The organism is Limnobaculum xujianqingii (genome assembly GCF_013394855.1).
GTDB lineage: Bacteria > Pseudomonadota > Gammaproteobacteria > Enterobacterales > Enterobacteriaceae > Limnobaculum > Limnobaculum xujianqingii.
Genome location: NZ_JABMLK010000002.1, coordinates 1,665,775 through 1,690,359 on the forward strand (window position 1 = coordinate 1,665,775; position 24,585 = coordinate 1,690,359).

At 43.4% G+C, this 24,585-nt stretch carries 32 protein-coding genes and 1 pseudogene; 24 read left to right on the forward strand and 9 right to left on the reverse strand.

Annotated elements, in window-relative coordinates:
* Positions 1 to 44: 44 nt before the first annotated feature.
* The gene (locus tag GOL65_RS21660; protein WP_140920411.1) at positions 45 to 503 is read right to left on the reverse strand and encodes a DUF1622 domain-containing protein; all 459 of its coding nucleotides are present in this window, start codon (positions 501 to 503) and stop codon (positions 45 to 47) included.
* A gap of 168 nt (positions 504 to 671) precedes the next feature.
* A complete protein-coding gene (locus GOL65_RS21665; protein WP_130592652.1) occupies positions 672 to 941 on the reverse strand; it encodes a hypothetical protein in 270 nt (89 codons plus the stop codon).
* A 552-nt stretch (positions 942 to 1,493) separates the two neighbouring features.
* On the opposite strand from GOL65_RS21665, the gene GOL65_RS21670 reads away from it, so the two are divergent.
* From GOL65_RS21670 to GOL65_RS21735, 14 genes and pseudogenes are all read left to right on the forward strand, one after another.
* Positions 1,494 to 3,914, forward strand: coding sequence for a DMSO/selenate family reductase complex A subunit (locus GOL65_RS21670; RefSeq protein WP_140920410.1), 2,421 nt, complete (start codon positions 1,494 to 1,496; stop codon positions 3,912 to 3,914).
* Positions 3,915 to 3,924: 10 nt separating this feature from the next.
* Complete coding sequence (locus tag GOL65_RS21675) at positions 3,925 to 4,542, forward strand: DMSO/selenate family reductase complex B subunit (RefSeq protein WP_140920409.1); 618 nt, start codon at positions 3,925 to 3,927, stop codon at positions 4,540 to 4,542.
* A gap of 1 nt (position 4,543) precedes the next feature.
* Positions 4,544 to 5,320 carry a dimethyl sulfoxide reductase anchor subunit family protein gene (locus GOL65_RS21680; protein WP_140920408.1) on the forward strand — a complete coding sequence of 259 codons (777 nt, stop codon included), beginning with the start codon at positions 4,544 to 4,546 and terminating at the stop codon, positions 5,318 to 5,320.
* A gap of 65 nt (positions 5,321 to 5,385) precedes the next feature.
* Positions 5,386 to 5,970: pseudogene (locus GOL65_RS21685) on the forward strand (molecular chaperone TorD family protein).
* A complete protein-coding gene (locus tag GOL65_RS21690) occupies positions 5,970 to 6,509 on the forward strand; it encodes a 4Fe-4S binding protein (RefSeq protein ID WP_140920407.1) in 540 nt (179 codons plus the stop codon). The pseudogene GOL65_RS21685 and the gene GOL65_RS21690 overlap by 1 nt, the downstream one beginning before the upstream one ends.
* Positions 6,510 to 6,552: 43 nt before the next feature.
* Positions 6,553 to 7,215, forward strand: coding sequence for a DUF3592 domain-containing protein (locus GOL65_RS21695; RefSeq protein ID WP_179038529.1), 663 nt, complete (start codon positions 6,553 to 6,555; stop codon positions 7,213 to 7,215).
* Between the two features lie 275 nt (positions 7,216 to 7,490).
* Positions 7,491 to 8,396: a GntR family transcriptional regulator YhfZ gene (gene yhfZ / locus GOL65_RS21700; protein WP_140920405.1), complete on the forward strand. Its 906-nt coding sequence runs from the start codon at positions 7,491 to 7,493 to the stop codon at positions 8,394 to 8,396.
* Between the two features lie 19 nt (positions 8,397 to 8,415).
* The gene (locus GOL65_RS21705; protein WP_140920404.1) at positions 8,416 to 8,775 is read left to right on the forward strand and encodes a PRD domain-containing protein; all 360 of its coding nucleotides are present in this window, start codon (positions 8,416 to 8,418) and stop codon (positions 8,773 to 8,775) included.
* A gap of 67 nt (positions 8,776 to 8,842) precedes the next feature.
* Positions 8,843 to 10,024 (forward strand): YhfX family PLP-dependent enzyme, encoded by a 1,182-nt coding sequence (locus GOL65_RS21710; protein WP_140920403.1) that lies wholly within the window; start codon positions 8,843 to 8,845, stop codon positions 10,022 to 10,024.
* Positions 10,017 to 11,234: a phosphopentomutase gene (locus tag GOL65_RS21715; RefSeq protein ID WP_140920402.1), complete on the forward strand. Its 1,218-nt coding sequence runs from the start codon at positions 10,017 to 10,019 to the stop codon at positions 11,232 to 11,234. Before GOL65_RS21710 ends, GOL65_RS21715 begins: the two co-directional genes overlap by 8 nt.
* Before the next feature lie 3 nt (positions 11,235 to 11,237).
* On the forward strand, positions 11,238 to 12,140 hold the full coding sequence (locus GOL65_RS21720; protein ID WP_140920401.1) for a phosphotriesterase-related protein: 903 nt from the start codon (positions 11,238 to 11,240) through the stop codon (positions 12,138 to 12,140).
* Between the two features lie 17 nt (positions 12,141 to 12,157).
* Complete coding sequence (locus GOL65_RS21725; protein WP_140920400.1) at positions 12,158 to 12,517, forward strand: DUF2620 domain-containing protein; 360 nt, start codon at positions 12,158 to 12,160, stop codon at positions 12,515 to 12,517.
* Positions 12,518 to 12,531: 14 nt separating this feature from the next.
* Positions 12,532 to 13,878: a YhfT family protein gene (locus tag GOL65_RS21730; RefSeq protein WP_179038530.1), complete on the forward strand. Its 1,347-nt coding sequence runs from the start codon at positions 12,532 to 12,534 to the stop codon at positions 13,876 to 13,878.
* A gap of 31 nt (positions 13,879 to 13,909) precedes the next feature.
* Entirely contained in the window at positions 13,910 to 14,989 is a 1,080-nt protein-coding gene (locus GOL65_RS21735; protein WP_140920398.1) for an aminotransferase class I/II-fold pyridoxal phosphate-dependent enzyme, read from the forward strand.
* Here the strand turns inward: GOL65_RS21735 and GOL65_RS21740 are convergent.
* The 3 genes from GOL65_RS21740 to GOL65_RS21750 form a co-directional block, all read right to left on the reverse strand.
* A complete protein-coding gene (locus GOL65_RS21740; protein ID WP_140920397.1) occupies positions 14,969 to 15,307 on the reverse strand; it encodes a hypothetical protein in 339 nt (112 codons plus the stop codon). The genes GOL65_RS21735 and GOL65_RS21740 overlap by 21 nt on opposite strands.
* 341 nt (positions 15,308 to 15,648) lie before the next feature.
* Positions 15,649 to 16,032, reverse strand: coding sequence for a DUF6979 family protein (locus tag GOL65_RS21745; RefSeq protein WP_179038531.1), 384 nt, complete (start codon positions 16,030 to 16,032; stop codon positions 15,649 to 15,651).
* A gap of 202 nt (positions 16,033 to 16,234) precedes the next feature.
* Entirely contained in the window at positions 16,235 to 16,411 is a 177-nt protein-coding gene (locus GOL65_RS21750; RefSeq protein WP_140920394.1) for a transcriptional regulator, read from the reverse strand.
* A 364-nt stretch (positions 16,412 to 16,775) separates the two neighbouring features.
* Between GOL65_RS21750 and GOL65_RS21755 the strand changes: the two genes are divergently transcribed.
* Positions 16,776 to 17,015, forward strand: coding sequence for a hypothetical protein (locus GOL65_RS21755; protein WP_140920393.1), 240 nt, complete (start codon positions 16,776 to 16,778; stop codon positions 17,013 to 17,015).
* Between the two features lie 696 nt (positions 17,016 to 17,711).
* Here GOL65_RS21755 and GOL65_RS21760 read toward each other — a convergent pair.
* Genes GOL65_RS21760 through GOL65_RS21775 form a run of 4 tightly spaced genes read right to left on the reverse strand, consistent with a single transcriptional unit; the run spans position 17,712 to position 20,193 of the window.
* Positions 17,712 to 18,755 carry a phage integrase gene (locus tag GOL65_RS21760; RefSeq protein ID WP_179038532.1) on the reverse strand — a complete coding sequence of 348 codons (1,044 nt, stop codon included), beginning with the start codon at positions 18,753 to 18,755 and terminating at the stop codon, positions 17,712 to 17,714.
* Between the two features lie 43 nt (positions 18,756 to 18,798).
* On the reverse strand, positions 18,799 to 19,182 hold the full coding sequence (locus GOL65_RS21765) for a hypothetical protein (RefSeq protein WP_179038533.1): 384 nt from the start codon (positions 19,180 to 19,182) through the stop codon (positions 18,799 to 18,801).
* The gene (locus GOL65_RS21770; RefSeq protein ID WP_179038534.1) at positions 19,179 to 19,625 is read right to left on the reverse strand and encodes a hypothetical protein; all 447 of its coding nucleotides are present in this window, start codon (positions 19,623 to 19,625) and stop codon (positions 19,179 to 19,181) included. The genes GOL65_RS21765 and GOL65_RS21770 overlap by 4 nt, the downstream gene beginning before the upstream one ends.
* Position 19,626: 1 nt before the next feature.
* On the reverse strand, positions 19,627 to 20,193 hold the full coding sequence (locus GOL65_RS21775; RefSeq protein ID WP_179038535.1) for a phage repressor protein CI: 567 nt from the start codon (positions 20,191 to 20,193) through the stop codon (positions 19,627 to 19,629).
* Between the two features lie 135 nt (positions 20,194 to 20,328).
* Here GOL65_RS21775 and GOL65_RS21780 point away from each other — a divergent pair, with 135 nt between their 5' ends.
* The 9 genes from GOL65_RS21780 to GOL65_RS21820 all read left to right on the forward strand — a co-directional run.
* Positions 20,329 to 20,553 (forward strand): hypothetical protein, encoded by a 225-nt coding sequence (locus tag GOL65_RS21780; protein ID WP_029094701.1) that lies wholly within the window; start codon positions 20,329 to 20,331, stop codon positions 20,551 to 20,553.
* 30 nt (positions 20,554 to 20,583) lie between these two features.
* A complete protein-coding gene (locus GOL65_RS21785) occupies positions 20,584 to 21,093 on the forward strand; it encodes a phage regulatory CII family protein (protein ID WP_179038536.1) in 510 nt (169 codons plus the stop codon).
* Between the two features lie 11 nt (positions 21,094 to 21,104).
* Positions 21,105 to 21,365 (forward strand): hypothetical protein, encoded by a 261-nt coding sequence (locus GOL65_RS21790; RefSeq protein ID WP_179038537.1) that lies wholly within the window; start codon positions 21,105 to 21,107, stop codon positions 21,363 to 21,365.
* Positions 21,358 to 21,774, forward strand: a complete 417-nt coding sequence (locus GOL65_RS21795; protein WP_179038538.1) for a hypothetical protein — start codon at positions 21,358 to 21,360, stop codon at positions 21,772 to 21,774. Before GOL65_RS21790 ends, GOL65_RS21795 begins: the two co-directional genes overlap by 8 nt.
* 67 nt (positions 21,775 to 21,841) lie before the next feature.
* A complete protein-coding gene (locus GOL65_RS21800) occupies positions 21,842 to 22,081 on the forward strand; it encodes a DUF2732 family protein (protein ID WP_179038539.1) in 240 nt (79 codons plus the stop codon).
* On the forward strand, positions 22,074 to 22,457 hold the full coding sequence (locus GOL65_RS21805; RefSeq protein WP_179038540.1) for a hypothetical protein: 384 nt from the start codon (positions 22,074 to 22,076) through the stop codon (positions 22,455 to 22,457). Before GOL65_RS21800 ends, GOL65_RS21805 begins: the two co-directional genes overlap by 8 nt.
* Positions 22,458 to 22,578: 121 nt before the next feature.
* Positions 22,579 to 22,815 carry a hypothetical protein gene (locus GOL65_RS21810; protein WP_179038541.1) on the forward strand — a complete coding sequence of 79 codons (237 nt, stop codon included), beginning with the start codon at positions 22,579 to 22,581 and terminating at the stop codon, positions 22,813 to 22,815.
* Entirely contained in the window at positions 22,808 to 23,689 is an 882-nt protein-coding gene (locus tag GOL65_RS21815) for a Dam family site-specific DNA-(adenine-N6)-methyltransferase (protein ID WP_179038542.1), read from the forward strand. Before GOL65_RS21810 ends, GOL65_RS21815 begins: the two co-directional genes overlap by 8 nt.
* The coding region (locus GOL65_RS21820) for a phosphoadenosine phosphosulfate reductase domain-containing protein (RefSeq protein ID WP_179038543.1) at positions 23,682 to 24,585 on the forward strand (904 nt) is incomplete at its 3' end. The genes GOL65_RS21815 and GOL65_RS21820, both read left to right, overlap by 8 nt.

Genomic DNA, 24,585 nt, shown 5'->3' on the forward strand with positions numbered 1-24,585 from the left:
GTGCACATATTGTCATTCCGGCCGGAATATTCCTGAATGTTAATTTATTTATTCTCTGGCAAGATTTCATCATCCTGAGACGTGTTTTCCTTCTCGGGAGTCTGAGGTTGGTTGCTCTCAGTGATATCTTTGGTTTGTTCTTCTACGATTTTTTCTGTCACCGGAGCTTGAATTGGAACAAGAGCCGCAAGTGCTTTAGATTCCCGATTGAGAAAAAATGACAGTAAAGTGCGGATGACCACCATGGAAACCAGCACAATTAGCTCATTGTAGCCAGGGCTCATGATTGCTCGCAGTATATTAACGGCAATCAGAATTTCCAGACCAAGCAGCAAACGGGAGCCGAAAGGAACGCGTATAGCGAGCAGACCGTTGGATGACTGATGTTCACGTTTGATTTCGCTGCGAATAAAACCAACAACCGCCATAATCACAGCATAAACGATGATTAATATACTGATAGCACTCAATATATCGTTAATAAGATAAAGTATGTCTACCATATCAAGATCCCTTTAGTGGTGAAAACATTAATGCTTCCCTCTCTTTTCCTTCGAGGGGCTGTTAGTTAGCATCCCATGAAATCGCGCTACAAAATAGCTGTCAATATTCCCTGTTATATAGATGACCACCATTCACACTAAAACGTTCCGGCAAAAAGTGAATATATTTCAAACAATCATGGTCAGGAGAAATAGCTTTCCTTTCAGCACCTCTTCGGGAGCGGTGACGATTTTGATGTCCATTAGTTTAAGCATATAGCCGGGGGTAACGCTGAGATAGGGGGAGTTTTTATTGTTATAGCGCATTTTGAATAGCTCATGCATATCGTCTTTGCGTATTACGATGAGCATCTTATCATTCGGAACTTTGCCATATTGCAAGAATACGTCTTCCTTTTTTCGCTGGATACCTTCAATAAGATGTTCAAGTAGCGGCATAGTTATTCTCGCAGCGAAAGGTTATGGATAAAAAATATCACTAATTCTGTTTCTGATAAACAGGGATTTCTTGTTGAAGTATAGGAGAATTTTTGCCAGTGAAACCGTTATCAATTGTTTTTATTACTTCTCTGTGATTCAGGAGCATTTGGCTATTAGTTTATTTTTTACTGGCATCCTGTTTGCCACTCTTATGTAAGAGTTTATGAGAAATAGTGTTATTGAGTTTTCTGCTAATGCTGCTTTCTATTTATTCAGTACCTCAGACGCGAGTATTTTCTATTTTATGACCAATTTTATTCTGCCTGCCATTACAGATATTAATTTCGTCTATTCGGTATAAGTTGAATGATTTATTCGTGTTCAATATTAAGTGTATTAATTAATTTTAATTTAACTGACTGAATCAATATCCATAATGAGACAGGTTAATCAATTTGGGGGATGCTATTGACGTAGATCAGTAAAGACCTTTCTCAAGTAATCGTATTATCACACCTCATAATAATAAACGTCCTAATATTTTTTCTTGTTACCATGAGGGTAATGTCGATGCAGAGCAAAAAAACAGTACACCTTGGCGGGGTGTCGCGACGGGAGTTTATTAAAACTTCCGTGGCTGCCACAAGTGCAGCCGCAGTGGCGGGGTCACTAACCTTGCCATTTACGACCACCGCAGTTGCAGCACCAGAAGCTGCTTCAACGGAAACCATTAAATACAGTGCCTGTCTGGTTAACTGCGGTAGCCGTTGCCCACTGAAAGTGCATGTTAAAGATGGCGTTATTACCAAAATCTCCAGCGAAACCGATTTTAATGATTCCACCTATGGTGAGCACCAAATTCGTCCTTGCCTGCGGGGCCGCTCGGTACGTTGGAAAACCTATAACCCCGATCGGGTTAAGTATCCGATGCTACGCACCGGAGCCAGAGGTGAAGGTAAATTTAAACGCATTAGCTGGGATGAAGCGACAACCATTTTAGCCGACAAGCTAAAGTATACCGTTGAAAAATATGGTAATGAGGCAATTTACTATCAATATGGTTCCGGTTCAACGGGAGCTAACCTGCAAGGCCGTAACGCCTGCAAGCGTATGCTCAATTTATACGGTGGCTTCCTCGATCAGCACGGAACTTACTCTACGGCACAGATCAATACCGTCATGCCATATGTGTATGGTGGTTTGGCAGAAACCCTGTTACTGGAAATTAAAAATTCCGACCTGGTGGTGATGTTCGGGCACAATCTGGCGGAAACCCGCATGTCTGGTGGCGGTCAGTTTTATGAAACGCTGAACGCGCTGAAACAAAGTCATGCGCGAGTGATCATTATTGATCCACGTATGACCGACAGCGTTACCACCTTAGATGCAGAATGGATTCCTATCTATCCGGGAACCGATAGCGCTCTGGTTGCGGCTATTGGTTATACCCTGATTAAAGAAAATCTTACTAATGAAGAGTTCCTGAAAACCTACTGTGTTGGTTGGGATGAAAGTACTCTGCCTGAGTCGGCACCGAAAAATGGTTCTTACAAAGATTATCTGTTAGGTAACGGTCCGGATAATATTGCCAAGACTCCTGAATGGGCGAGCGAAATTACCGGTATTTCACCAACCCGCATTATTCAGCTGGCTCGTGAAATTGGCTCAGCTAAAGCAGCCTGGATCTCTCAAGGTTGGGGGTTGCAACGCACTGCCAATGGTGAACAGGCTTCCCGTTCTATCATGATGATTCCACTCATGACTGGGCATATTGGTCGTGCTGGTACTAACAGTGGCTCATGGGGCGGAAATGTGGCCTATTCAGTACCAGGATTTGCTATTCCTAATCCGGTAAAAACCGCCATTCCTTGCTTTATGTGGACCGATGCCATTACCCGCGGAACAGAAATGACCGCGAAAAATGCCCACGTCAAAAATAAAGATAAGCTGACAACCAACGTTAAATTTATGTGGAATTATGCCAGTAACGTCATGATGAACCAGCATTCTGACGTGAATAAAACCCATGAAATCCTTAAGGATGAATCGCTGTGTGAATTTATTCTGGTGTGGGAAACCCACATGACGGCCAGCGCTAAATATGCCGACCTGTTGTTGCCGGATGTCACCTCAGTTGAGTCAAACGATCTGATCAATAACTCCTATGCCAGCGGTGCTTATAACTACTGTATTCGTTTGCAGAATACTATTGAGCCGCTTTGGGAATGTCGCCAGTCTTATGATGTTTTGGCAGAAGTGGCGCAAAAGTTGGGTATTCGCAAGCAGTTTACTGAAGGGCGCACCCATGAGCAGTGGATTGAATATTGCTATAACAAAATGCGCGAGAAAGATACAACCTTACCTGAGTTTGCACAAACCAATGATAAGGGCATTGTCGCTCGCGTTCTGGCAGACAGTTCTAAATCCATCGCGTTAAAAGATTATCGTGACGATCCTCATGCCAATCCGCTGAAGACCCCATCAGGCAAAATTGAAATTTACTCAGAAGCTTTAGCGACTATCGCTTCCACCTGGGAGTTAACTGAAGGGGATCGTATCCCGGCCGTACCAGAATATTGCCCAACCTTTGAAGGGGTTAGTGATAAGACAACTCAAGAGCTGTATCCACTTCAGATGACCGGCTTCCATGATAAAGGCCGTGTGCACTCTTCGTACTATTCGGTGGCTATGCTGCGTGAAGCAGTACCCCATATGATGTGGATGAATCCTATTGATGCACGGGCTCGTAAGTTGAATCACGGCGATATGGCTGAGGTATTTAACGATCGTGGCCGTATTCGTATTGCTGTCAAAGTGACCGAGCGTATTTTACCGGGAGTTATCGGGGTACCGCAGGGCGCATGGCGTAATACCAACGAGCAAGGGGTAGATGTGGGCGGATGTATTAATACGCTGACCACCCAACGGCCTTCTCCACTGGCTAAGGGTAACCCACAACACACCAACCTCGTTGAAGTAAAACGTGCATAAGGAGATAGTGATGAAACAATATGGTTTTTACGTAGATAGCTCCAAGTGCACAGGCTGTAAAACTTGCCAGATTAGCTGCAAAGACGAAAAGGATTTGCAACTGGGGCCAAAACTGCGTCGGGTTTATGAGTTTGGCGGCGGTACCTGGTCTAAGCAGGAAAATTTGTGGACACAAAACGTGTTCAATTATTACCTGTCTATTGCCTGTAACCATTGCTCCAAGCCAACTTGTGTTGAGGGATGCCCAACCGGGGCGATGCATAAGCGCGCGGAAGATGGTTTGGTGGTGGTTAATCAGGATATCTGTGTTGGCTGTCGCTATTGTGAAATGCGCTGCCCTTACGGTGCCCCGCAGTTTGATGAATCGAAGAAAGTCATGGCTAAGTGTGATGGCTGTTATGAGCGAGTGGGCCAGGGGTTGAAACCTGTTTGTGTCGAATCTTGCCCTCAACGGGCACTGGACTTTGATGAAATCGGTGTATTACATGAAAAGTACGGCTATCAGAATGGGGTTGCTCCATTGCCGGATCCATCGCTGACCTCACCGAATCTGGTGATTAAAGCCCATCGGGATGCCAAACCTTGTGGTGATACATCCGGTCATATTCAGAATCCGGCGGAGGTGTAAGATGCATGAATTACCACTGGTATTTTTTACCGTACTTGGACAAAGCGCTGTAGGGCTGTTTTTGTTAGCCTTTATCAGCTATCAGTTGAAATTAAGTGACTGGGAACAACTCAGACGGGCTAACCTGTTGGCTCTGGTGTTAATGGCGATTGGTTTGATCTGCAGTATTTTCCACCTGGGTCAGATTTTCCGCATGTTTAACGTGATGGCCGGAGTGGGCCGCTCGCCAATGAGTAATGAGATCGCGTTATGTGGCGCTTTCTTCGCTCTGGCTTGTGGTACCTTTTTCTTTAGCTACATCAAGAAAAACGTAGGGATTGCCAGCGTACTGAACGTGGTGACCATTCTGCTTGGGTTGGCTTTTGTCTGGTCAATCACCAAAGTGTATCAACTGCAAACCGTTGGTAGTTGGAACACCGGCTACACTGCACAGCAAATGTGGCTTACCGTATTGGTTGGTGGCGGAGCCTGTGCTGTTTTAGCCGGAGTACGTCAGGTTGGTGCTATTGCGCTGCTGATTGGTGCGATTGTTAGTCTGGTGGCTAAACCGGGCTACCTGAGTTTTGTAAATCAGGTTGAGCCAGCGCTTTCTTCTCAACAGACGCTGTTCTGGGGAATTCAGACTTTCTGTCTGGCTCTGGCAGTGCTGATTGCGGTAGTGGTGTTGATTAAACATAAGGGCTTGGGTTCTGTTCTGGCTCTTGGTTCTGCTGGTGTGGTGATTGGAGAACTGGCTTCCCGCGTTGCATTTTACAATCTGTGGTCAATAGCCATGTAATCATTTCAGGCTGACCGGAAAACCGGTCAGCCTGTTGTGAAATATCAGAAAAAGGCCCTGTTGTTATGCTAATGAATACCACTATTCCCCGAATTATCGGAGCCTGCTTTTATTATCCGCCTCAGACTGCGTTAATTGCAGTATTGCCTGAATTGGTGACGTTATTTCCCTGACCGCAGCCAGAGTTGCTTCGTCAACAAACCGAGAGCCTGATTGCGTTTGATGCAGAAACCTTGATGCAGGATTATTCCATGCTATTTGAAGGAATAGGCATGATGCCCGCACCTCCCTGGGGTTCTGTCTATTTGGATCAGGAAAATTTGTTAATGGGTGAGTCGACTCTGGATTATCGTCAGTTTCTTGCTCAGCAGGGAATGGCGACCAATACCGATAATCCTGAACCGGAAGATCAGTTTGGCCTGATGCTAATGGCTTTTGCTTATTTGCTGGAGTCAGACCGGCCGGCGGCAGCGCAACAATTGCTGGGTGAGCATCTACTGCCTTGGGCGGAACGCTATCTGTCACTGGTGCAGTCGAGTGACACTGAACATGCCTTTTATCCACAACTGGCAGAAATAACCCGGATGTACCTGCAAACCCTCCAACAACAGCTTAACTTGCCGGTTGAAGCAAAGGAGCTTTATCTCTGATGAAGGATGAGCGCTTTTACAAGGCTTATATGGAGCATCGAACCGTCAGCCGACGGGGGTTGCTGCGTGGGTTGCTTAAAGGTGCTCAGGCTATCCCTGATTCATCACCGGTGAACCATCATCAAAAAGCCGAAGTGATCCGCCCTCCGGGAGCGGCTAATGAGGCAATATTCCAGCAGTTTTGTACTGGTTGTGGTGATTGTGTCTCTGCCTGTCCTGAGTTTTTGATTGTACTGAATGCTTCTCTGCCTGAACTCGATTTTATCTCTAATTACTGCACCCGTTGCGATCGTTGCGTTCGGGCTTGTAACACCGGCGCTTTACAAAGCAGTTTGTTTAATATTAATGCTCGTCCTGAATTGAATCACGCTTGTCAGAATAGCTATATGTATTGTGATAGCTGCTCCGGACGCTGTGATAAAAAAGCTATCCAGTGGCAAAGCGGTCGTGCACCGGTTATTGAAACTGAACTGTGTGATGGCTGTGGTGAGTGTGTATTTGTTTGTCCGGTAAAAGCGTTGGAAATGGTGGTAATATAACGGTCGTTGATTATTCGATAACCGGTTTCAGGGAAGATAGATTGTGAAGATATTCATTTGGATTTTTACTCTTATTGGAGTACTGCTGCTCTCGGTGGCGGGATGTGTTGGTTATTCTGCTTATAGCCTCGAAGGTGAAGGGGTTAAGACTACAGGAACTATTATTGCCTTGAACGGTACCCACCCTGTGGTTCGGTTTGTTACCGGGGAAGGGGAGCGGGTGACTTTTGAATCTTCTCTAGGCTCCAGCAGCTATACAAAACAGCTGGGTAAAGATGTTGACGTTGTTTACCGGGCTGATGCCCCTCAGCAAGCTGAAATTGGCGACTTTATATCGCAATATCTGGCATCCATTATCCCTGGAGTAATAGGCCTTATCTTTACTCTGACAGGTCTTATCCCCGCATTAGTTATCCGCTATCGTGGCAAAAAGAAAATCCGATTATTGCAGCAGGGCAGACCAGTAAAAGCTTTGATTACCGATGTTGATGTGAATCGCACGATTAAAATTAATGGTCGCTCGCCGTTTAGAATTTCATGTCAGTGGCGTAATAGCCTGACTAATGAACATTACATTTTTACCAGTGAAAATATTTACTTCGACCCTCGACCTTATATTGAGCAACAGGAGATAACGGTCTATATCAATGGTGAAAATATAAAAGATTATTATGTGGATGTTCGGTTTTTGCCGGAAAGAGTTTAATAAAATAATTTAATTGAAAGGGATAGCCGATGGGCTATCCCTTTTTTGTTGCCTCTCATCTGATAAAAGCATTACAGGCGCGGGGAATATCAGGATTATTTATCTTCAGAATAAAAATATTTTTCGTATAACTTAATGTAAAATATGATTTTTTATCAATATAAATATTCAATTTATATACTATTGTGATAGTAATCTCTTTTTATTATTTCTTACATTGCATGATATCTTCAAATTTATGAAGATATAGCGTAGCGGAATGGGTTAAGGGAATTATGAGTAAGACATTTATTAAAAAGGAAGGGATAGCTCAATCCTTTCTGGCTCGTTATCTGCTGGCGTTACAATCAGGAAGCCGTCTGAAGACTATTGATGAACTTGCCAGAGAGTGTGAGTTATCTGTTGGATTGATGCAATCAGCGCTAAAAGATCTGGAGAGTTTTGGTGCCCTGAAGGTGGTACGCCGTGGCCGCAACGGAAGCTTTATCGATACTATCGATCATAAGCAGCTGTTGCAGTTTGCCAATATCGATAATGTGGTTTGTGCGATGCCGTTGCCTTACGCCCGGGTTTATGAAGGGCTTGCCAGTGGATTAAAAGCCCAGTTTGTCGATATGCCGTTCTATTTTGCCCATATGCGGGGAGCCGATATCCGCGTTGAGTGCCTGGAAAACGGCATATACGATTTAGCCGTTACTTCCCGCCTGGCGGCAGAGCAGCATCTGAAACAGGGCAATATTTATATTGCTCTGGCTCTGGGGCAACAAAGTTATGCTGAACAACATAAGTTGATTTTCCGCCAGGGGCAGGAAAAAAATATTCGACGTATTGGCATTGACAGTACGTCTGCTGACCAAAAAATAATGACAGAAGAATGGGTTGGCGGCAGAGAGATTGAGTTTGTGGAAGTTTCTTACCACGAATGTTTAAACAAGATTGTTAGCGGCTACATTGATGCAGCTATCTGGAATGTGGGGCAGGGAAAGACTCTGGAAGCCCTTGGTTTGGCAACAAGCTCTTTGTCAGGCAGCGAGTCTTGCTATAAAGCATCTGAAGCAGTGATTCTGACGCGCAAAGATGATAAGCAGATCCAGCAGTTGGTAAATACGATGCTTAATCGTGATGCCCTATTGCTGCATCAGCAGCAGGTAGTCGCCGGGCAGATTGAGCCGACTTATTGATATAAAAAAGAGACGTGATATGGAACAGCGATTAGCTATTCTTTTACAAGGTGGCGTGATTGATCAAGATATTCATGATGGAATGCTAAATGTGATTAGTGAGCTTGAACAGCAGTGGAACATTTCGATACGTCATTCGCAGGGGAACATGGCATTGACCCATATGGCCAGCGCGTTAATGCGTTCCCGCCGTGGTGAAAGTATTGCCCCGATTGATAACGAAGTTCTGGAAGAGGTTCAGCAGTCTGAGCAGTATCCATCGTTAGTGGTTATTCATCAGGCACTACTTCGACATTTTCCTCTGACTATCGATCCATCGGAAGAGGGTTACTTATTGGCTAATCTTTATAGCCTGATGTTAGCTGCAAACGGTCGTTAATTTTTTCAACTTAAATATTCATTTATTTGAATATTTAAGTTGTTAAGCCTGTATTTAAGGGAAAGGTATGTTTGTTGATGCACTTAAAAGGCAGAATCCCCAACTGATTGAGGCCGCGGTTACGTTATGGCGTCAGGGCGCTATTCTGCCTGATACCTATGTTATCGATGTGGATCAGGTGCTGGAAAATGGTCGTAAGCTGCTTAAAACCGCGAATGATTATGGTATTGAACTCTATCTGATGACCAAGCAGATTGGACGCAACCCTACGCTTGCCCGGCGCTTAATTGAGTTGGGTTATCGGGGTGTGGTAGCGGTAGATTTCAGGGAAGCAGAAATTCTAAGTGAACATCAGATACCTCTCTGCCATGTCGGGCATCTGGTACAGATCCCTGATGGACTGGTGGAAAAAATGCTCCGGTTGCATCCTGACGTGATGACGGTTTTTTCCCTTGAAAAAGCGCGGCAGATTAGCAAAGTGGCGCAGTCTATCGGTATGGTTCAGCCAGTGATGATCAAAATGATTGCTGATAGCGATCGGCTTTATCCCGGTCAGGAAGCGGGATTTATGCTGGATGATCTTGAAAGTATTGTTCATCAAATTCAGATGATGCCGGGTATTAAACTTACTGGACTTACTCACTTCCCCTGTTTGTTATGGGACGATAAGCAACAGAGCACATTACCGACACCAAATCTGCAAACGCTGCTGGCTACTTATAACCGGCTCACCGATATGGGCGTTGGAATTCAGCAGCTTAATGCTCCTTCGGCTTCAAGCTGTAGTACTTTACCGCTGCTGGCAGAGTATGGAATTACTCATACCGAACCCGGACACGCGCTGACGGGCACTATTCCTGCTAATCATTCCGGTACTGAACCTGAAAGAATTGCCATGGTGTATATAACGGAAGTGTCCCATCAGTTTTCTGGCCTCAGCTATTGTTTTGGCGGCGGCTATTACCGCCGTGGTCATGTTAGTAATGGACTGGTTTTCTCTTCATCTTCCACTTCTTCAACGTTTCAAACAGCCTCGGTACTGCCTCTGGATGATTCGAGCATCGATTATCACATCCCTCTGGAGGGCAGCTATCCGGTGGGTAGTGGTGTTGTCATGTGTTTCCGCACTCAGATTTTTGTTACCCGCAGCGACGTTGCTTTAGTTTCTGGGATTCAAACCGGACGCCCTGTGCTGGATGGCATTTATACCAGTCAGGGGATGCTTAAACAGGGGGCTTTCTATGGCTAAGTTTTTGGTGTTGGTAATTGATAGTTTTGGCATGGGCACCATGGATGATGTGCCACAGGTGCGCCCGCAGGATATCGGTGCTAATACCTGTGCGCATATCTTGCAGGCCAAACCTGATCTACGTTTGCCAGTGTTAGAGAAGTTGGGAATTATCAATGCGCTTGGGTTTAGCGCCAATGTGATGCAGCCGAATGCAGAGGCTAATTTTGGTACTGCCGATTTGCAACATGAAGGTGGTGATACTTTTATGGGGCATCAGGAGATCCTTGGTACCAAACCTAAAACTCCGCTAAGAATCCCTTTTTCTGAAGTCGTAGATATTGTAGAGCTGGCGCTGCGGATGGCTAATTATCAGGTAGAGCGCATTGGTGGCACGCTACAGTATTTATTGGTTAATCAACACGTTGCCATTGGGGATAATTTGGAAGCCGATCTTGGTCAGGTATTTAATATTACTGCCAATTTGTCTGAAATCTCTTTTGAGCAGGTAAAAAAGATCGGAAGTATTGTTCGTGATTGCGTCAGTGTTGATCGGGTTATTGCCTTTGGTGGACTGATGGCATCAAGTCAGCAGATCCTTGATGCTGCAGAAGAGAAACTCGGTATTTATATCGGTATTAATGCGCCGAAATCAGGAGCCTACGACAAAGGTTTTCAGGTTGTTCATATGGGTTATGGTGTGGACAGTCAGGTACAGGTACCGGAAAAGCTGCATAGCTGTCAGATCCCTACCACGCTGATCGGTAAAGTCGCCGATATTGTAGACAATCCCCACGGTGTAAATCACATCAATCTGGTTGATTCACAAACCATTATGGATATCACTCTTGATGCCATGAAGCAGCCAGGCGATCGGTTTATCTGTACCAACATTCAGGAAACGGACCTGTCAGGGCACGCTCAGAATGTGGAACGCTACGCGGATCGCCTGATGGTGGTGGATAACAATCTTGCCAACATATTGGAAGTCATGACACCGGAAGACTGTCTGGTAGTTATGGCGGATCACGGCAACGATCCCACTATTGGGCACAGCAAGCATACCCGGGAGAAAGTACCGTTGCTGGTTTATCGGCCGGGAGTGACCGGTGTTCAGATTGGCCATCGGGCTACCTTGTCTGATGTTGGGGCAACGGTATGTGATTTTTTCCATGCGCCAGCGCCGCAAAACGGGACATCGTTTCTGCCGTTGCTTAAGGCTCAGGAGTAACCAATGAACACAGAAAACTATATTGATGCTTCCGGCTATACCTACGCTCATGAACATCTGCATATCGATCTTTCCGGAGCGAAAAACAATATCGATTGTCGCCTCGATCAGTTTCAACTGCTGGTTGACGAAATGAAACAACTGCACGCTCTTGGTGTGCGCAACATCGTTGAAGTGACCAATCGTTATATGGGGCGCAATGCCCAATTTGTGCTGGATATTATGGCTGAAAGCAAAATAAATGTGGTTGCTTCAACTGGATACTACCAACAGAAGTTTTATCCACCATCGCTGCATGCCATGAATGTTGAAGCTATTGCACGGGAAATGATTGATGAAATCGAGCAGGGTACCGATGGCACTTCGCTTAAAGCGGGCGTGATTGCTGAAATTGGCTCCAGCCTTGGTCAGATCACGGATGATGAACGTAAAGTTTTTGAAGCTGCCGCTTTAGCTCATCACGCTACCGGACGGCCTGTTTCCACCCATACCACTCTCAGTACCATGGGGCTTGAACAATTAGCCCTGTTGAAGACGTTTGGCGTTGATCCTCAGCATATTGTGATTGGTCACTGTGATCTAAAAGACAATCTGGACACCATCCTGCCTCTGCTTGATGACGGAGCCTGGGTGCAGTTCGACACGATTGGCAAGAATGACTACTACCCGGACAATAAGCGCATTGAGATGCTTCAGTCCATCAAAGCGCGAGGCATGCTCGATCGCGTCATGCTTTCAATGGATATCACCCGCCGTTCACATCTGAAAGGCAACGGTGGTATCGGTTTTGATTACCTGTTAACAACTTTTGTACCCATGTTGCAAAAAGCAGATTTTACCCAGCGGGAAATAGACCTGATGTTGCGTGATAACCCGGCTGCTTTTTTTAATTACCGCCAAAAATAGAACATAAGGATAAGACCATGAAATTTGTAGTCGGTGGACAGATCGAAAAAGAAAAAATTGCAGAAAGTATTCGTACATTAGCGGGCGATAAAGCCACATCTGTCGTGGTAATGAACGATATTGAAGCGGCAATGGCACTTAAAAGCGGTGCGGTAGATTACTACCTTGGTGCCTGTAATACCGGTGGTGGTGGCGCATTAGCCATGGCTATCGCGATTGCGGGTATGGATCGCTGTGTCACCGTTGGTATGCCAGGAAAAATTTTGTCTGATGAAGAAATCATCGCTCATGTAAAAGGCGGTAAAAGCGCCTTCGGTTTTACCGGACAAGATATTGACGTGGTGGTTCCTGTCATCATTACGGCTATCTTCTCCTAATCAAGGACATCATTATGGTACAGGAATTTTTGATGCGGCTTATTGAAGTCGATCCCGTTAAGGCCGGGCTTTTGGCGGCTATCGGTGCGATTTCTGCGATGATGGCAAACCGGGGAATTGCGGTTTTCCACGATGGGTTACGACCGTTGATTCCGGAACATTTGGAAGGGCGTATGAGTCGTAAGGCGCTGGCGGCTACCAGCTTTGCCTTAAGCTTTGGCCTGATAATCGGTTTTGGTATTCCTTTTTCACTGACGGCTCCAATCATTCTGGTACATAGCCTGCTGTTGGGTACTGATGTTATAGGGGTCTGGTGCTCAAATAGTAAAAAGGGTTTTGTACTGTCCGGTGTCATTGGAGCGTTTTATGCAGTTGCACTATTAACCGGTCTGAAATCGGTGGTGGAACTGTTTGCCATGTTGCCAGTTAACTTTATGACTAATCTGAGTAAAGTTGGCGACCCAATTGTGGTCTGCTTCTCTCTATTCCCGGCCGTGGTGGTGGGGTATCAATATGGTTATCGCAAAGGTATTTGGGTATTAGTTGCCACCATAATTGGCTATCTGGCGACTCAGTCTATCGGTACATTAAGCTTTGGCGGCTTTATTGAGAAACCAGTTAAGCTGGATCCAAACGGTAGTGCACTGCTGATTGCGATGATTGCCATGTTCTATTTTGCCATGAAGCAGCGTCCACCAGAAACCACAGGGGATCAAAAAGGGGCCAATGAGATGTTGGTCGGTCTGTTTTCCTCTCGTATTGCACGTATCCAGAAAAACAAATGGTTACTGGTGCTTAGCGGTGGTTTAACTGCCGTTGCGGCAACCATGTCGTTTAGTTTGCTAGCTGAAGGTCCGGTATCACTACAATTGATGGCTCAGGGTGAGCAAAATGGTGCTCTGCTGGTTGCACTGGCACGTGCTATCAGTTTTGTACCGTTGGTGGGAACTACCGCTATCGCTACTGGGGTATACAGCCCGGATGGCATGAAGTTTGTTTTCGTGGCAGGTCTGGCAACCAATAATCCGTGGATCGCCTTTATTGCCGGCTGCGTGATTATGCTGATGGAAATCATGCTGCTGGCGAAGATTGCTATCTGGCTGGATAAATATCCTGGTGTTAAAGCCTGTGGCGACCATATCCGTACGGCTATCACCCGGATGCTGGAGATATCATTGCTGGTGGGTGGAATGATTGCATCAAACGCTATTTTACCGGGCATGGGCTTTATGATTGTGGCGGGCATCTATCTGTTGAATAAGACCTCAAAACGTCCTCTGGTTGAAATGGCGATTGGTCCGATTGCTACCATTGCGGTAGGAATTCTGGCGAATATTTTTTATATCATGGGATTAGGCTAAGGCTGACCTGTAAATAGTTAAGGTAAAAACGATGAAAACCTACCCTTTGCAAAGTATGACGATGCTTCAGGCACAGCAACATCAGTTTCGACTGGTGGATATTATCTGTCGTCATTTCCCCGGCAGTGACTTTTTGACGCAGGGCGATCTGGGGCTGGTACCGGGTCTGAATCAGCCGCTGATTACGCATCGGGTAGAGCAGGTTATCGCTGATTTTTTTAATGCAGAAGCAGCAGCATTGGTTAGCGGGGCGGGGACCGGGGCTCTGCGCGCCGGTCTTGCTGTTCTGACTAAACCGGGGGATACACTGCTGGTGCATGATGCCCCGGTTTACCCGACCACGCAGGTTTCTATCGATCAGATGGGAATCAGGATTATTAAAGCAGATTTTAATCATCCTGATGCGATTAAAGCGGCGATTGAAGCCCATCAGCCGGTTGCCTGCCTGATACAGCATACGCGCCAGAAAATGGACGACGGCTACGATTTAGGCGAAGTGATTGCACTGGTTAATAGCTATCAACTTCCCAGCTTAATTGATGATAACTATGCGGTAATGAAGGTTGAGCATATTGGTTGTGAGTTGGGAGCTACATTATCGACGTTTTCCTGTTTCAAGCTGCTTGGCCCTCCAGGCGTAGGCGTAATTACCGGTGATAAAGCAAAAATCGAGCCGGTTCGTGGCAGCATGTATTCCGGCGGCAGTCAGATTCAGGGCTTTCAGGCGATGGAGGTGCTACGGGGTATGGTGTTTGCTCCAGTGACTCATGCAGTACAGGCAATGGTGAATGATGAAGTAGTTTCCCGTCTGAATCAGGGAGAAGTGAAGTCCGTTAAGCAGGCTTTTATTGCCAACGCTCAGTCTAAAGTTCTGTTGGTTGAGTTTCATGAGCCGATAGCTGCACAGGTACTGGCAAAAGCCCAGACTCTGGGAGCATTACCGTATCCGGTAGGTGCTGAATCCCGATTTGAGATCCCGCCGCTGTTCTATCGAGTATCCGGTACTTTCCGTCAGTCCGATGCTTCGCTGGAGAAACGGATGATTCGTATCAACCCTAACCGGAGTGGGGCGGAGACGATTTTGCGGATTTTAAGGGAGAGTTGTGGGTAGGGGCTGATGCCTATTGTGGATATAACTTTCATCTTTGATTAATAAATTAGGGATAACCTTTGGGTTATCCTTTTTTGTGTCTGGTAAGAAGACAATTATCTGCCTGCTAATTCTTTTAATTTGATCGCCGTGTATAAGCATTATTTCAGTAAATTCAGTATCTATAGGCTGATTTTTCATAAAGTTAGACAGTTTTGAATTTAGTATGGCTATGATTAAGCATTCTTCTGGCATCCTAGGGGCAGGTGCACTGCTCGCTGTTTTTTCTAAGACTTGAGAAGTATGTGGATGTGTTTCTATATAATCCGCTGATTTCATTTATGGTTATCCTAAGTCTCATTCATTATTAGAGATAGCTATTTTAGTGTTTACTCAATTGGTTTATTTAATGGTGGAAGTAATAGTTTAGATTGGCTGATTAGCGTTTCAATAACTTCTAAAGGTATATTGCTTTCCCAACAGTTGAAGGTAAATTCTGAAGTTATATCGGAATAAAAAACTTCAGCGACTTGAATTAACGGATTGCTATTGGCAATGTTGACCTCAAGATACATACCGTCGCGTTGTATATCACTTCCACGGGTAAATTGATATTTGATGTTGTTAATTATCATTGTATTGTCATTTTATTATATGAAGTGAAAATATAAATTACAGCATTAATTCTTTTGAAGGTAATCACGTTCTTTTAACGCTAAAACTACATGCATCTGGCCATTATGAGTTTCAGGACGTGCAGTTTTTTCTCCTACAGCTTTCCAGAGCTTGGAGGCTGTATAAGTTGTATTGGGATATAAGAAAATAATATCAGCAGCCGTAATCGCATACCGCCCATTATCTGTTATTTCTTCTTTTTTATTATTAACAACATTCAAAATATAGCCTTGGTTACAAAGCCCCAGAAATGCTGATTTTGGACAGCCCTTCTCATATCCTTTAACAGCATTATCCCAAGCTTTTTCTGGAGTATATTTATTTTTATGGATTAAATTCAATGCATTAATAGCGATTTCTCCATACCGTGTATCTTCAGGTTTTTTCATATTCATTCCTTTGATAAATAGTAGAATATAATTATTAGAATACAATTTGCTCAGAGGATATTCAATCTATAGGTAGTTATTGTTATCGAATACAATTATTTTGAAGAAATTTAGAGTAGATAAAAATAGAAAAGAAGAAGCCCACTTAAAAAGCGGGCTCAATAAACATATTTATTATTAATAATTGTAGGCTTATCCCAACTTACTTCTGCGCCGGTTCCCACTTGCAGCGCACCGGAGAAACAATCGTTCCTTTCTCTTTCATTACCTTAAACGCTTTATAGATCCCTTTACGGTCTAATCCGGAAAGTTTTTCTACTTCTCCCGCAGAAATCGGTTTACCGGCTTCTTTCATCACTTTCAGAATTTGATCTTCCATTTGTCAGACTCCTGTTTAATGTCCATTACAAGCAATTGCTGGTGGCGGGAATTATATAACAATTTGGGTCATTCTCAGCGTACCGATCGCTTTTTTCTTGTTTGAAATTTGCTCTTTAAGACAAAGCCAAATTTGCAGTTGAACGACCAAATTCAATAACCCTGAAACGCTGATATATCTTTATAATCCTGATTCAACTTAATCAGCAACTGCGCACTGAATCAAAGCTCCACCTCTGTACGTGCATCCTCTTCGACTCCCGCCTTCTAATTTACACCCGTAGCCCATAGTTCCATCTGAATCTTGACTGGGAGGCAACATAGTTCCTTTCAATGTTTTACAGCAGCGGGCAAACCCATCAGGAGTGGAATTATCACAATTCGCATTGCTACCAGAAGCAACGGAATTACTACTCTGTGATTTGCTAACCATGGCGGTGCTTACTGCCTGCATAACTTCAGTATTGCTGGAAGCATCAACAGTAGCCATTGAGGACAGTGTATTCGCAGCATCTGAATTAGGGGATATCGCTGATGCCGCAGAGGATAAGTCGCTGAGCCCGGTGTTAACATCTGAAGTTCCACCAAGCGTAACAACGTCATAAATCATAACAATAGGTAATGTTAGAGTGTACCAGGTAGCAACTCCATAATTACCATTATCAATCTCCTTTCCCGTCTCCTGTAATGCCTTCTGAGTTGTGCAAGCAGTGATTGAAATAAAGGAGATTACAATCAAAAAAACACGAAAAGAGAACATATTGACCCCCACATTGGATGAAAGTGCAATGTATAGATATTAAGCACAAATAACCCATTGGTTTTTATATGAAATTACTTTTCTATTTCGATTGTTTTAATGCTGTGAAGTTACATCTATTGATTAAATATGAGTATAGCATCTGAATTAAATCATCCCCTCATACATAAGAATGAGAGGATGATTTAACCCTGAACGGCTTTGATTAAGAGGCATGGTTCAGACTGATTGCGACGGTATGTCTTGCTGTAGAGGACACTTAAATGAGCTCTGATGGTGGTGGCAATGGGCATCCGCAGATGTAGTGCACATTCTTCAGTTGTCATCTCTCTGATATGTTTCAATAACATCTTCAAATTGCTGACCCGGACTGCATCCAAAGAAAAAGGAGTCAGATGAGAAATCATCTAACTCCTTTTTTTGTCTGGTGGCCCCTCCCCGGTTTGAACGGGGGACCAAGCGATTATGAGAAGGGTGCAAGCAATATAGAAATCAATAAGTTATAGAAATTACAATAACTTAAACCATGATTGAAGGGGGTTTATGAATGGTTATTGATGGCAGCTATCGCCATTTTATCGCCATTTTCTAAAGGGTTTAGTTTTACCACATCTTCTAAATGGTCGGGCGCAAAATGTGCATAACGCATTGTCATTGTGATGTCCCGGTGACCTAAAACGCGCTGAAGAACTAAGATATTTCCACCGCCCATCATGAAATGGCTGGCGAAGGTGTGCCGGAGTACATGTGATAGTTGCCCGGCTGGTAATTCTATACCCGTTCTTTTTAATGCGGATCTAAATGCGTCATAGCACCTTATAAAAAGCCGTCCGCTTTTCTTGGGTATGCTTTTGTATAGCTCTTGGGAAATTGGTATTGATCTATTTCGCTTCCCTTTGGTTTTAATAAAGGTCACTCTAAACTCTGTTAGGTTAGCACCTGTTAGCTGTTCCGCTTCCCCCCACCTCGCCCCAGTAGCTAAAGCAATTTTCACTACTGATAGTAGGTCTTTAGATTGGCTTTTCACGCACTCACTTAAAAGCACTTGAATCTGGTCATGGGTTAAAAAAGCCATCTCCTGTTCATTCGTTCGGAACTCTCTAACATCTTTTACCGGGTTGTCATGGCCCCATTCACCTAGCCGCCGTAATTCATTAAACATAGCCTTCAAATATGATAGTTCTAGGTTCAATGTTCTAGGGGCTACCATGGTTACCCGAGACGTTCTCGCGTGTTTTCCCTGTAATCTAAGTTCCCGATATTTTGAAAAATCGCGAGCAGTGAATGATGTAGCCGGTGGATTACCGAGAACTTTACATATATGGAGTAATGATCCCTGCCTTATCAGACCATCGGATAAGGTGCGGCCGTGTGCGTTGTACCAAAGTTCGACGATATCGGACAGGGTTCTTTTATCTTCTTTCTCCCCTAGCCACGGCTTATCATCAATCTGTTCCATTATGTGGCTTTCGTAGGCCATCGCTTCGCTTTTGGTCGGGAACTGTTTGCGGAGTCTCCGACCATTTGCGCCATGGGGGTAACATTCACATAGCCACTTATTGTTTGATTGCTTTCTTACAGTCATTTTGTATCTTCATTACTTATTTTTTGATAGCCACCATATATAGTCAATCTTTACTCCAGAAATCAGGTGAAAATAAACTATTAACATCTAATACTTCTCGTTTTACGTTTTGATATAATGGATAAAGTGAAACATCATCCGTATCAAAAATATAAGCATCTGAAGGGCTTTCTGTTAATTCATTGTACCCTATTGTAGCTAAGTGAAATTTAGTGCCAATGAAAAACTCCCCGATGTCTTGACTGAAAATGTGTTCTTGTTGTTCATATATAGCAAAGGTTTTACTCTTATATACTGTCTCATAGTAAAAAATAATTGCATTTTCAGGTGAGCTTGATAAAAAAGAAGGCGGGTTTTTTCTTATCCATGTTATATGTTTATACATGGTAAGTTTTAGTAAGTTATTAACTATTAATTTAATATTCATAAGTTATTCCAATTTTCATCTTTCATGTGGTACGACACTGATATTTGTATTTCCTGTAGATCAGAAACTAATTCTATTGATTCATCAATAGTTTTAGATCTGATGCTATTTGCTTTATCTATCCATTTATCAATGGTTTTTTTTAAATCGCCGTCTACTTTTTCACTTATATTGGTTAAATTGGCTTTTAAGCAAATTATTGATTTATAAAATGATTCGCTTGCCATGTCAGTGGGGTTTGTTAGTCTTTCAGCGGATTCAATATAGGCCAAAAGTTCGTTGTGCAGACTAGGTAACCTTGCCTTTTTCATAAAGCCTTTGCGCAAATAACTAACTTGTCTTAATGTCCAAATAGTTAAAGAAGCTCCTAAAATTCCCAGTGCATTAGATAAATAACTTGAAGATAATATCGTTAAAAATAATGATGGTTCTTCTGGGTTCATATTAGATCCTTGTTATTTTCATTTTTATTTTTCCTTGAATAGATATATCGTCTACAGAGCATTCAAAAGGTAATTTTAAACCACCACCACTAACTCGTATTTTTCTAACTGGTATTCGCTCAATATCATGTATACCAATCTTTCCCTCTATATCGACTAAGTACCTTCCGTCTGATATTTCAGGAAATTGACGATCAACGATGTATGTTGTTTCCCCATCGACAATAACTTGTGGTTTTTGTAATCCATCAGGCAAGAAAGATTTATCAAACATCAGGAAGTTACTTGCGGCTAGTTTGCCATCTAATAACGTAAATTTTTCAAGTGAGATTACATCTCTTCTACCATCCTCAAACATTACGCCATCACCAGTTGATAGCCAGCGGAGTGAAGCCCCGGTCTCTAATGCACATTGAATAACATAATCCGCCGGGAAGGTGTCCCGGCTGTATCTATTCGCTAATACGCTGGTTGAAATACCAAGTTGCTCACATAACGATACTTTTGTTTTAAATCCATAAGCCTGAACCATCCGGTCTATAGCTGCCTGACCACCATGTTTAAACATATAATCACCATAAAACATGATTAACAGTCTTGACACTAACGATTCGTGATCATAGTATCTAGCCTGAAAATTAACGAAACATGAATAAAAGCCGTTAACCACCAATTAACGGAACATAACAGGGAATAATGCCTTATGCGTCCAGTTATCGCAATTAGTATCACTTCGCCTTATGTCACTTTAGAAAAGTGGCTTGAGATGTCCGGAATGAAAGAACAGACCGCCCGCGACATGATTAAGCAAAACCGTATTCCAACAAAGCCAACCCCTAAGGGTAAAACGCGTTCACTTGTTGAAATCAACGTAGCCGCCATGACTGTTGAAGCTCTCAAGGGCTATGACGTTAATGTTAACGCCTAATAATATTGTCTGCTTCTAGGGGGGTTGAATATGTTTGATTCATTGATTAACAAACATTTTGATTCAGCTTGTCGCCGCTTTCATGGCGCACATAACGCAGAAGAACTCGCGCCACTGGTTAGCATTCGGGCGCAGGTACTCCGCAACAAGTTGAACCCAGATCAGCCACACCATTTAACCGCTGTTGAAGTAGTACGGCTAACGGTTGTTACTGGTGACCGGTCATTGATTGACGGCCTATTAATGCAAGCCGGTTGCCTTCCGTCTGTACCTTATTCTGTAGTACCAGAAGATCTGGAAATCCTAACATTGAATGCTGTCTCGTCTATCGGCGTTATTGCCGGTGAAGTGTCCGGCATAAAGAACGGCCAGCGTATTACCCAGAGCCGAAAGAATAAGATTTTAGAGCGCGTGAGCTACGTTATCGCGTGTTCGTCAATGATTGCGATCTCTTTAGAGTCGCGCTTCCACTCCACGCCCAGCATTGCCGCCGCTATCGATATGGTTAGTTCGATCGGCATGATGCCGGGTTTATCTTGAGGTTATCAACGATGCAACTTACGTCATTAGCCAAACTACTTGCTCGTGACCAATCCGGGATTAGTAGCCCTGCTACAACCATTACACACGGTAAAAGTTCAGAGGGTTGGTTAACTCTGCCGAACGGCCGCACTGTAGCCCCGCGTCCATCCCTTATCACCTTTACCCCTGAGCCAATTGTTTTTACTAATAGCTTAAAGATTCGCTTTATTAAAAAAGCACGTCATTGCGGTTTGGGCTTTTTGTTTATGAATGGTGTCCGTCATGAATAAAATTGCTGTTTCAACTCCCAGCGGCCGATCTGCTGATGTATGGCTTTCGATATTACGTCAGCAAGTTACCGGCAACCACAGCCGCGCCGGTGCGTTGTGGGATAAGTTAAAACCCTATCAGCGCGATATGCTGATCTTTGCTGCCCGCCTGCCAAAGTCAGCCACTAAACGTTTATGGCGTGAATTTACGCGCGAAGATATGCGCGCAATTTACCGGGGCTTAAAACGTTTATTTATTCTAAAAGCAACGTTCGACGGCTGCCCTGAATCAGATTTTATTCCGGTGGCTGATTGGGTCAGGTTGGGTATTAATCCGAAAGTAATTAGTCAAAACGACGGTAAAATTAATAATGTCGTCACTGAGTTAAATAATAAAGCGGAGCTATTAAATAAAATTCTGAATCACTAATTAATTAGTCTGGTTTTTGTATGGCGTAAATCGTCAGGGATTTGTTTTATCTTAATTTGAGGTTTGTATGTTTGAAAATATTAAATCAATGCATGAGCACAATAACAAGGTCAATGCTGATCAGTTACAAGTGTTATTAAAAAATACCCGTATCGATGAGCGTAAGAATATTGCAACGTTAATGACTGTTAAGTTTGAGTTATTAGCGGCTCATATCCGTAATGAAAATATGACCGCTGCACAGGTAGCGGACTTATTGAATTCTGAATCTGAAAAAATCAAACATGAGGTGTTAGAAAATGATTAGTAAGAAATTAAAACCATTTGATTTAGAGGCTGCTAAAGCTGGAGCGCCTGTGATTACTCGCGATGGGTGTGAGGTTCGTATTATTTGCTTTGATTCTAATATTGAGTGTGCAGGGGGTAAATATCCTATTGTTGCATTAATTACAGATCATGATGGGGGAGTGTCTCCCCAATCATTTTCTGTTAATGGCTCTTGTGTCCATGGGCATATAAACGAGGAAGATTTATTTATGACCACAATTAAGCGGGAAGGTTATATAAATATATATCCTAATAATCCTTACTGCTTCTCTATGCTTTATCCATCCAGAGAGAATGCGGATCAGTCCAGCAGCCCATCACGTGTAGCTTGCGTTATGGTTGAGTGGGAAGAATGACATTAACCATCTTATTAATTATCGCCGCATTGATTTGCGGCTTTATTGCTTACTTTGATTTTTATTTAGAGCATGAGTATTTAAATTCACCTTTAAGTAAAAATTACGACTAGGGGTAATTATGAAAACTATTACTTACACATGCGATTACTGTAATAAATCGACTCGTGATCGTATGGACAAGATTTTTATAAATGCAAATGATACCCCCGGTGGTGAAATTGCATTTATACGTATCGGCGAATTATGTGAAACATGTCACTCTGAATTGAAAAATGAAATTTTAGTGAAGTTTAAAGATTTGGAGCTTAAGTATCAGGCTGTTTTAATCGAACCGGAGATCTCAAACCATGGCTAATCGTTCATTTATAAAATGGGCTGGTGGTAAAGGTGCCATTGTTGAAGAAATTAAAAAATACTTGTCAGGTGGCAAGCGTTTAATTGAGCCATTTGTTGGCGCTGGAAATGTTTTTATTAATACTGATTATCGTGAGTATTTTTTAAATGATATTAATAGCGATTTGATTAATGTTTATGACAACCTATGTTCTAGGCCTGATTATTTTATTGTTGATCTTGCCGCCGACTTTATCGCGGGAAATAGCGAAAATGTATACCGTCAGGCCCGTGATCATTTTAATTCTTTAGCCACTGCATTTATGGACCCCGCTAAATTAAGTTATGAGTTATGGCAAAAGGCATTGTTGTTTGTCTACTTAAATCGCCATGGTTACGGCGGAATATGCCGTTATAACTCATCCGGTAAATTTAATGTCCCTTATGGAAAAAATAAAACAGTCTATTTCCCTGAGTCTGAATTGCGCATGTTTGCGGACAAGCTCCAGCGCAATGTCATTGTTAGTAACTATGATTTTGAGGAAGTGATTAACGAAGCTGGGCCCGGCGATGATATTTATTGCGATCCGCCGTACCTACCAAAATCCAAGACCGCCAATTTTGTTGGCTACCATTCTTCACCATTTGGCATTGAACAGCACAAGCGTTTAAACGCTGCTCTTGTTCGGGCCGTGAGCCGTGGCGCTAAGGTTGTTTTATCTAATAGTGACACGCCAGAAACTCGCGAGATTTATAAATATTTTGATTTCCATACCGTCAATGCGCCGCGCTCCATTACTCAGAAGGGCGGGGATGGTAAGCGGGTTAATGAGGTTATAGCGGTCTTGGATGCCGAGATATTGGCTCAGTTTACAAATGAGGTTGGCCATGATTGATTCATTTTGTTATGGCCAATCGGTAGTTAATGTAATCAACACTTCTGGTGGGAAAGATTCATTAGCGCAATGGCTCCTCGCCATCGACGCAGGAACAAATAATCTAGTTGTTTTTGCTGACACTGGGCATGAACACCCACAAACATACGAGTACATTAATTATCCTGAGCAACAACTTGGCCCAGTACGCCGTGTAAAAGCTGACTTTTCAGCACGAATAGAAGGAAAGCGGCAGTTTATTGCTACTCATTGGCCCCGCACATTAATTTCTGAGTGCGGCATGACTGAGCAACAAGCGGAAGAACGGATAAAGGAGGCTCTATCTATACTGAAACCCATAGGGATCCCATTCTTAGACTTGTGCATGCTAAAAGGTCGTTTTCCTTCAACAAAAGCACGTTTCTGTACCTTTGACCTAAAGCACATACCTATTAGAGATCAAGTCATACTACCCCTATTACGTGAATATGATGAGGTCATTAGTTGGCAAGGTGTTAGGGCGCAAGAGTCTCCGCAACGCGCATTATTAGCCAGTAAAGAAATTGATGTTGATAATACGCCCGGCTTATCTATTTATCGTCCGATTCTTAAATGGACTCATGATGAGGTTTTTGCTTTTGCTAAGAGTAAAGGGATTAAACCTAATCCGTTATATCAGCAAGGTTGTAGTAGGGTGGGGTGTATGCCATGTATCCATGCCCGCAAAAGTGAGTTAGCAGAAATATTTTCGCGCTTTCCAGAGGAAATAAAACGCGTTGCAGCATGGGAACGTCTTGTTGCTGCCTGTTCACGTTACGGTAATTCTACTTTCTTTCCATCATTTCAGGATCCAAGGAAGGTCGAGCGCCGCATCAAATTTGTGACTATCGAAAGCCATGGAGTTGAAACTTACCGGG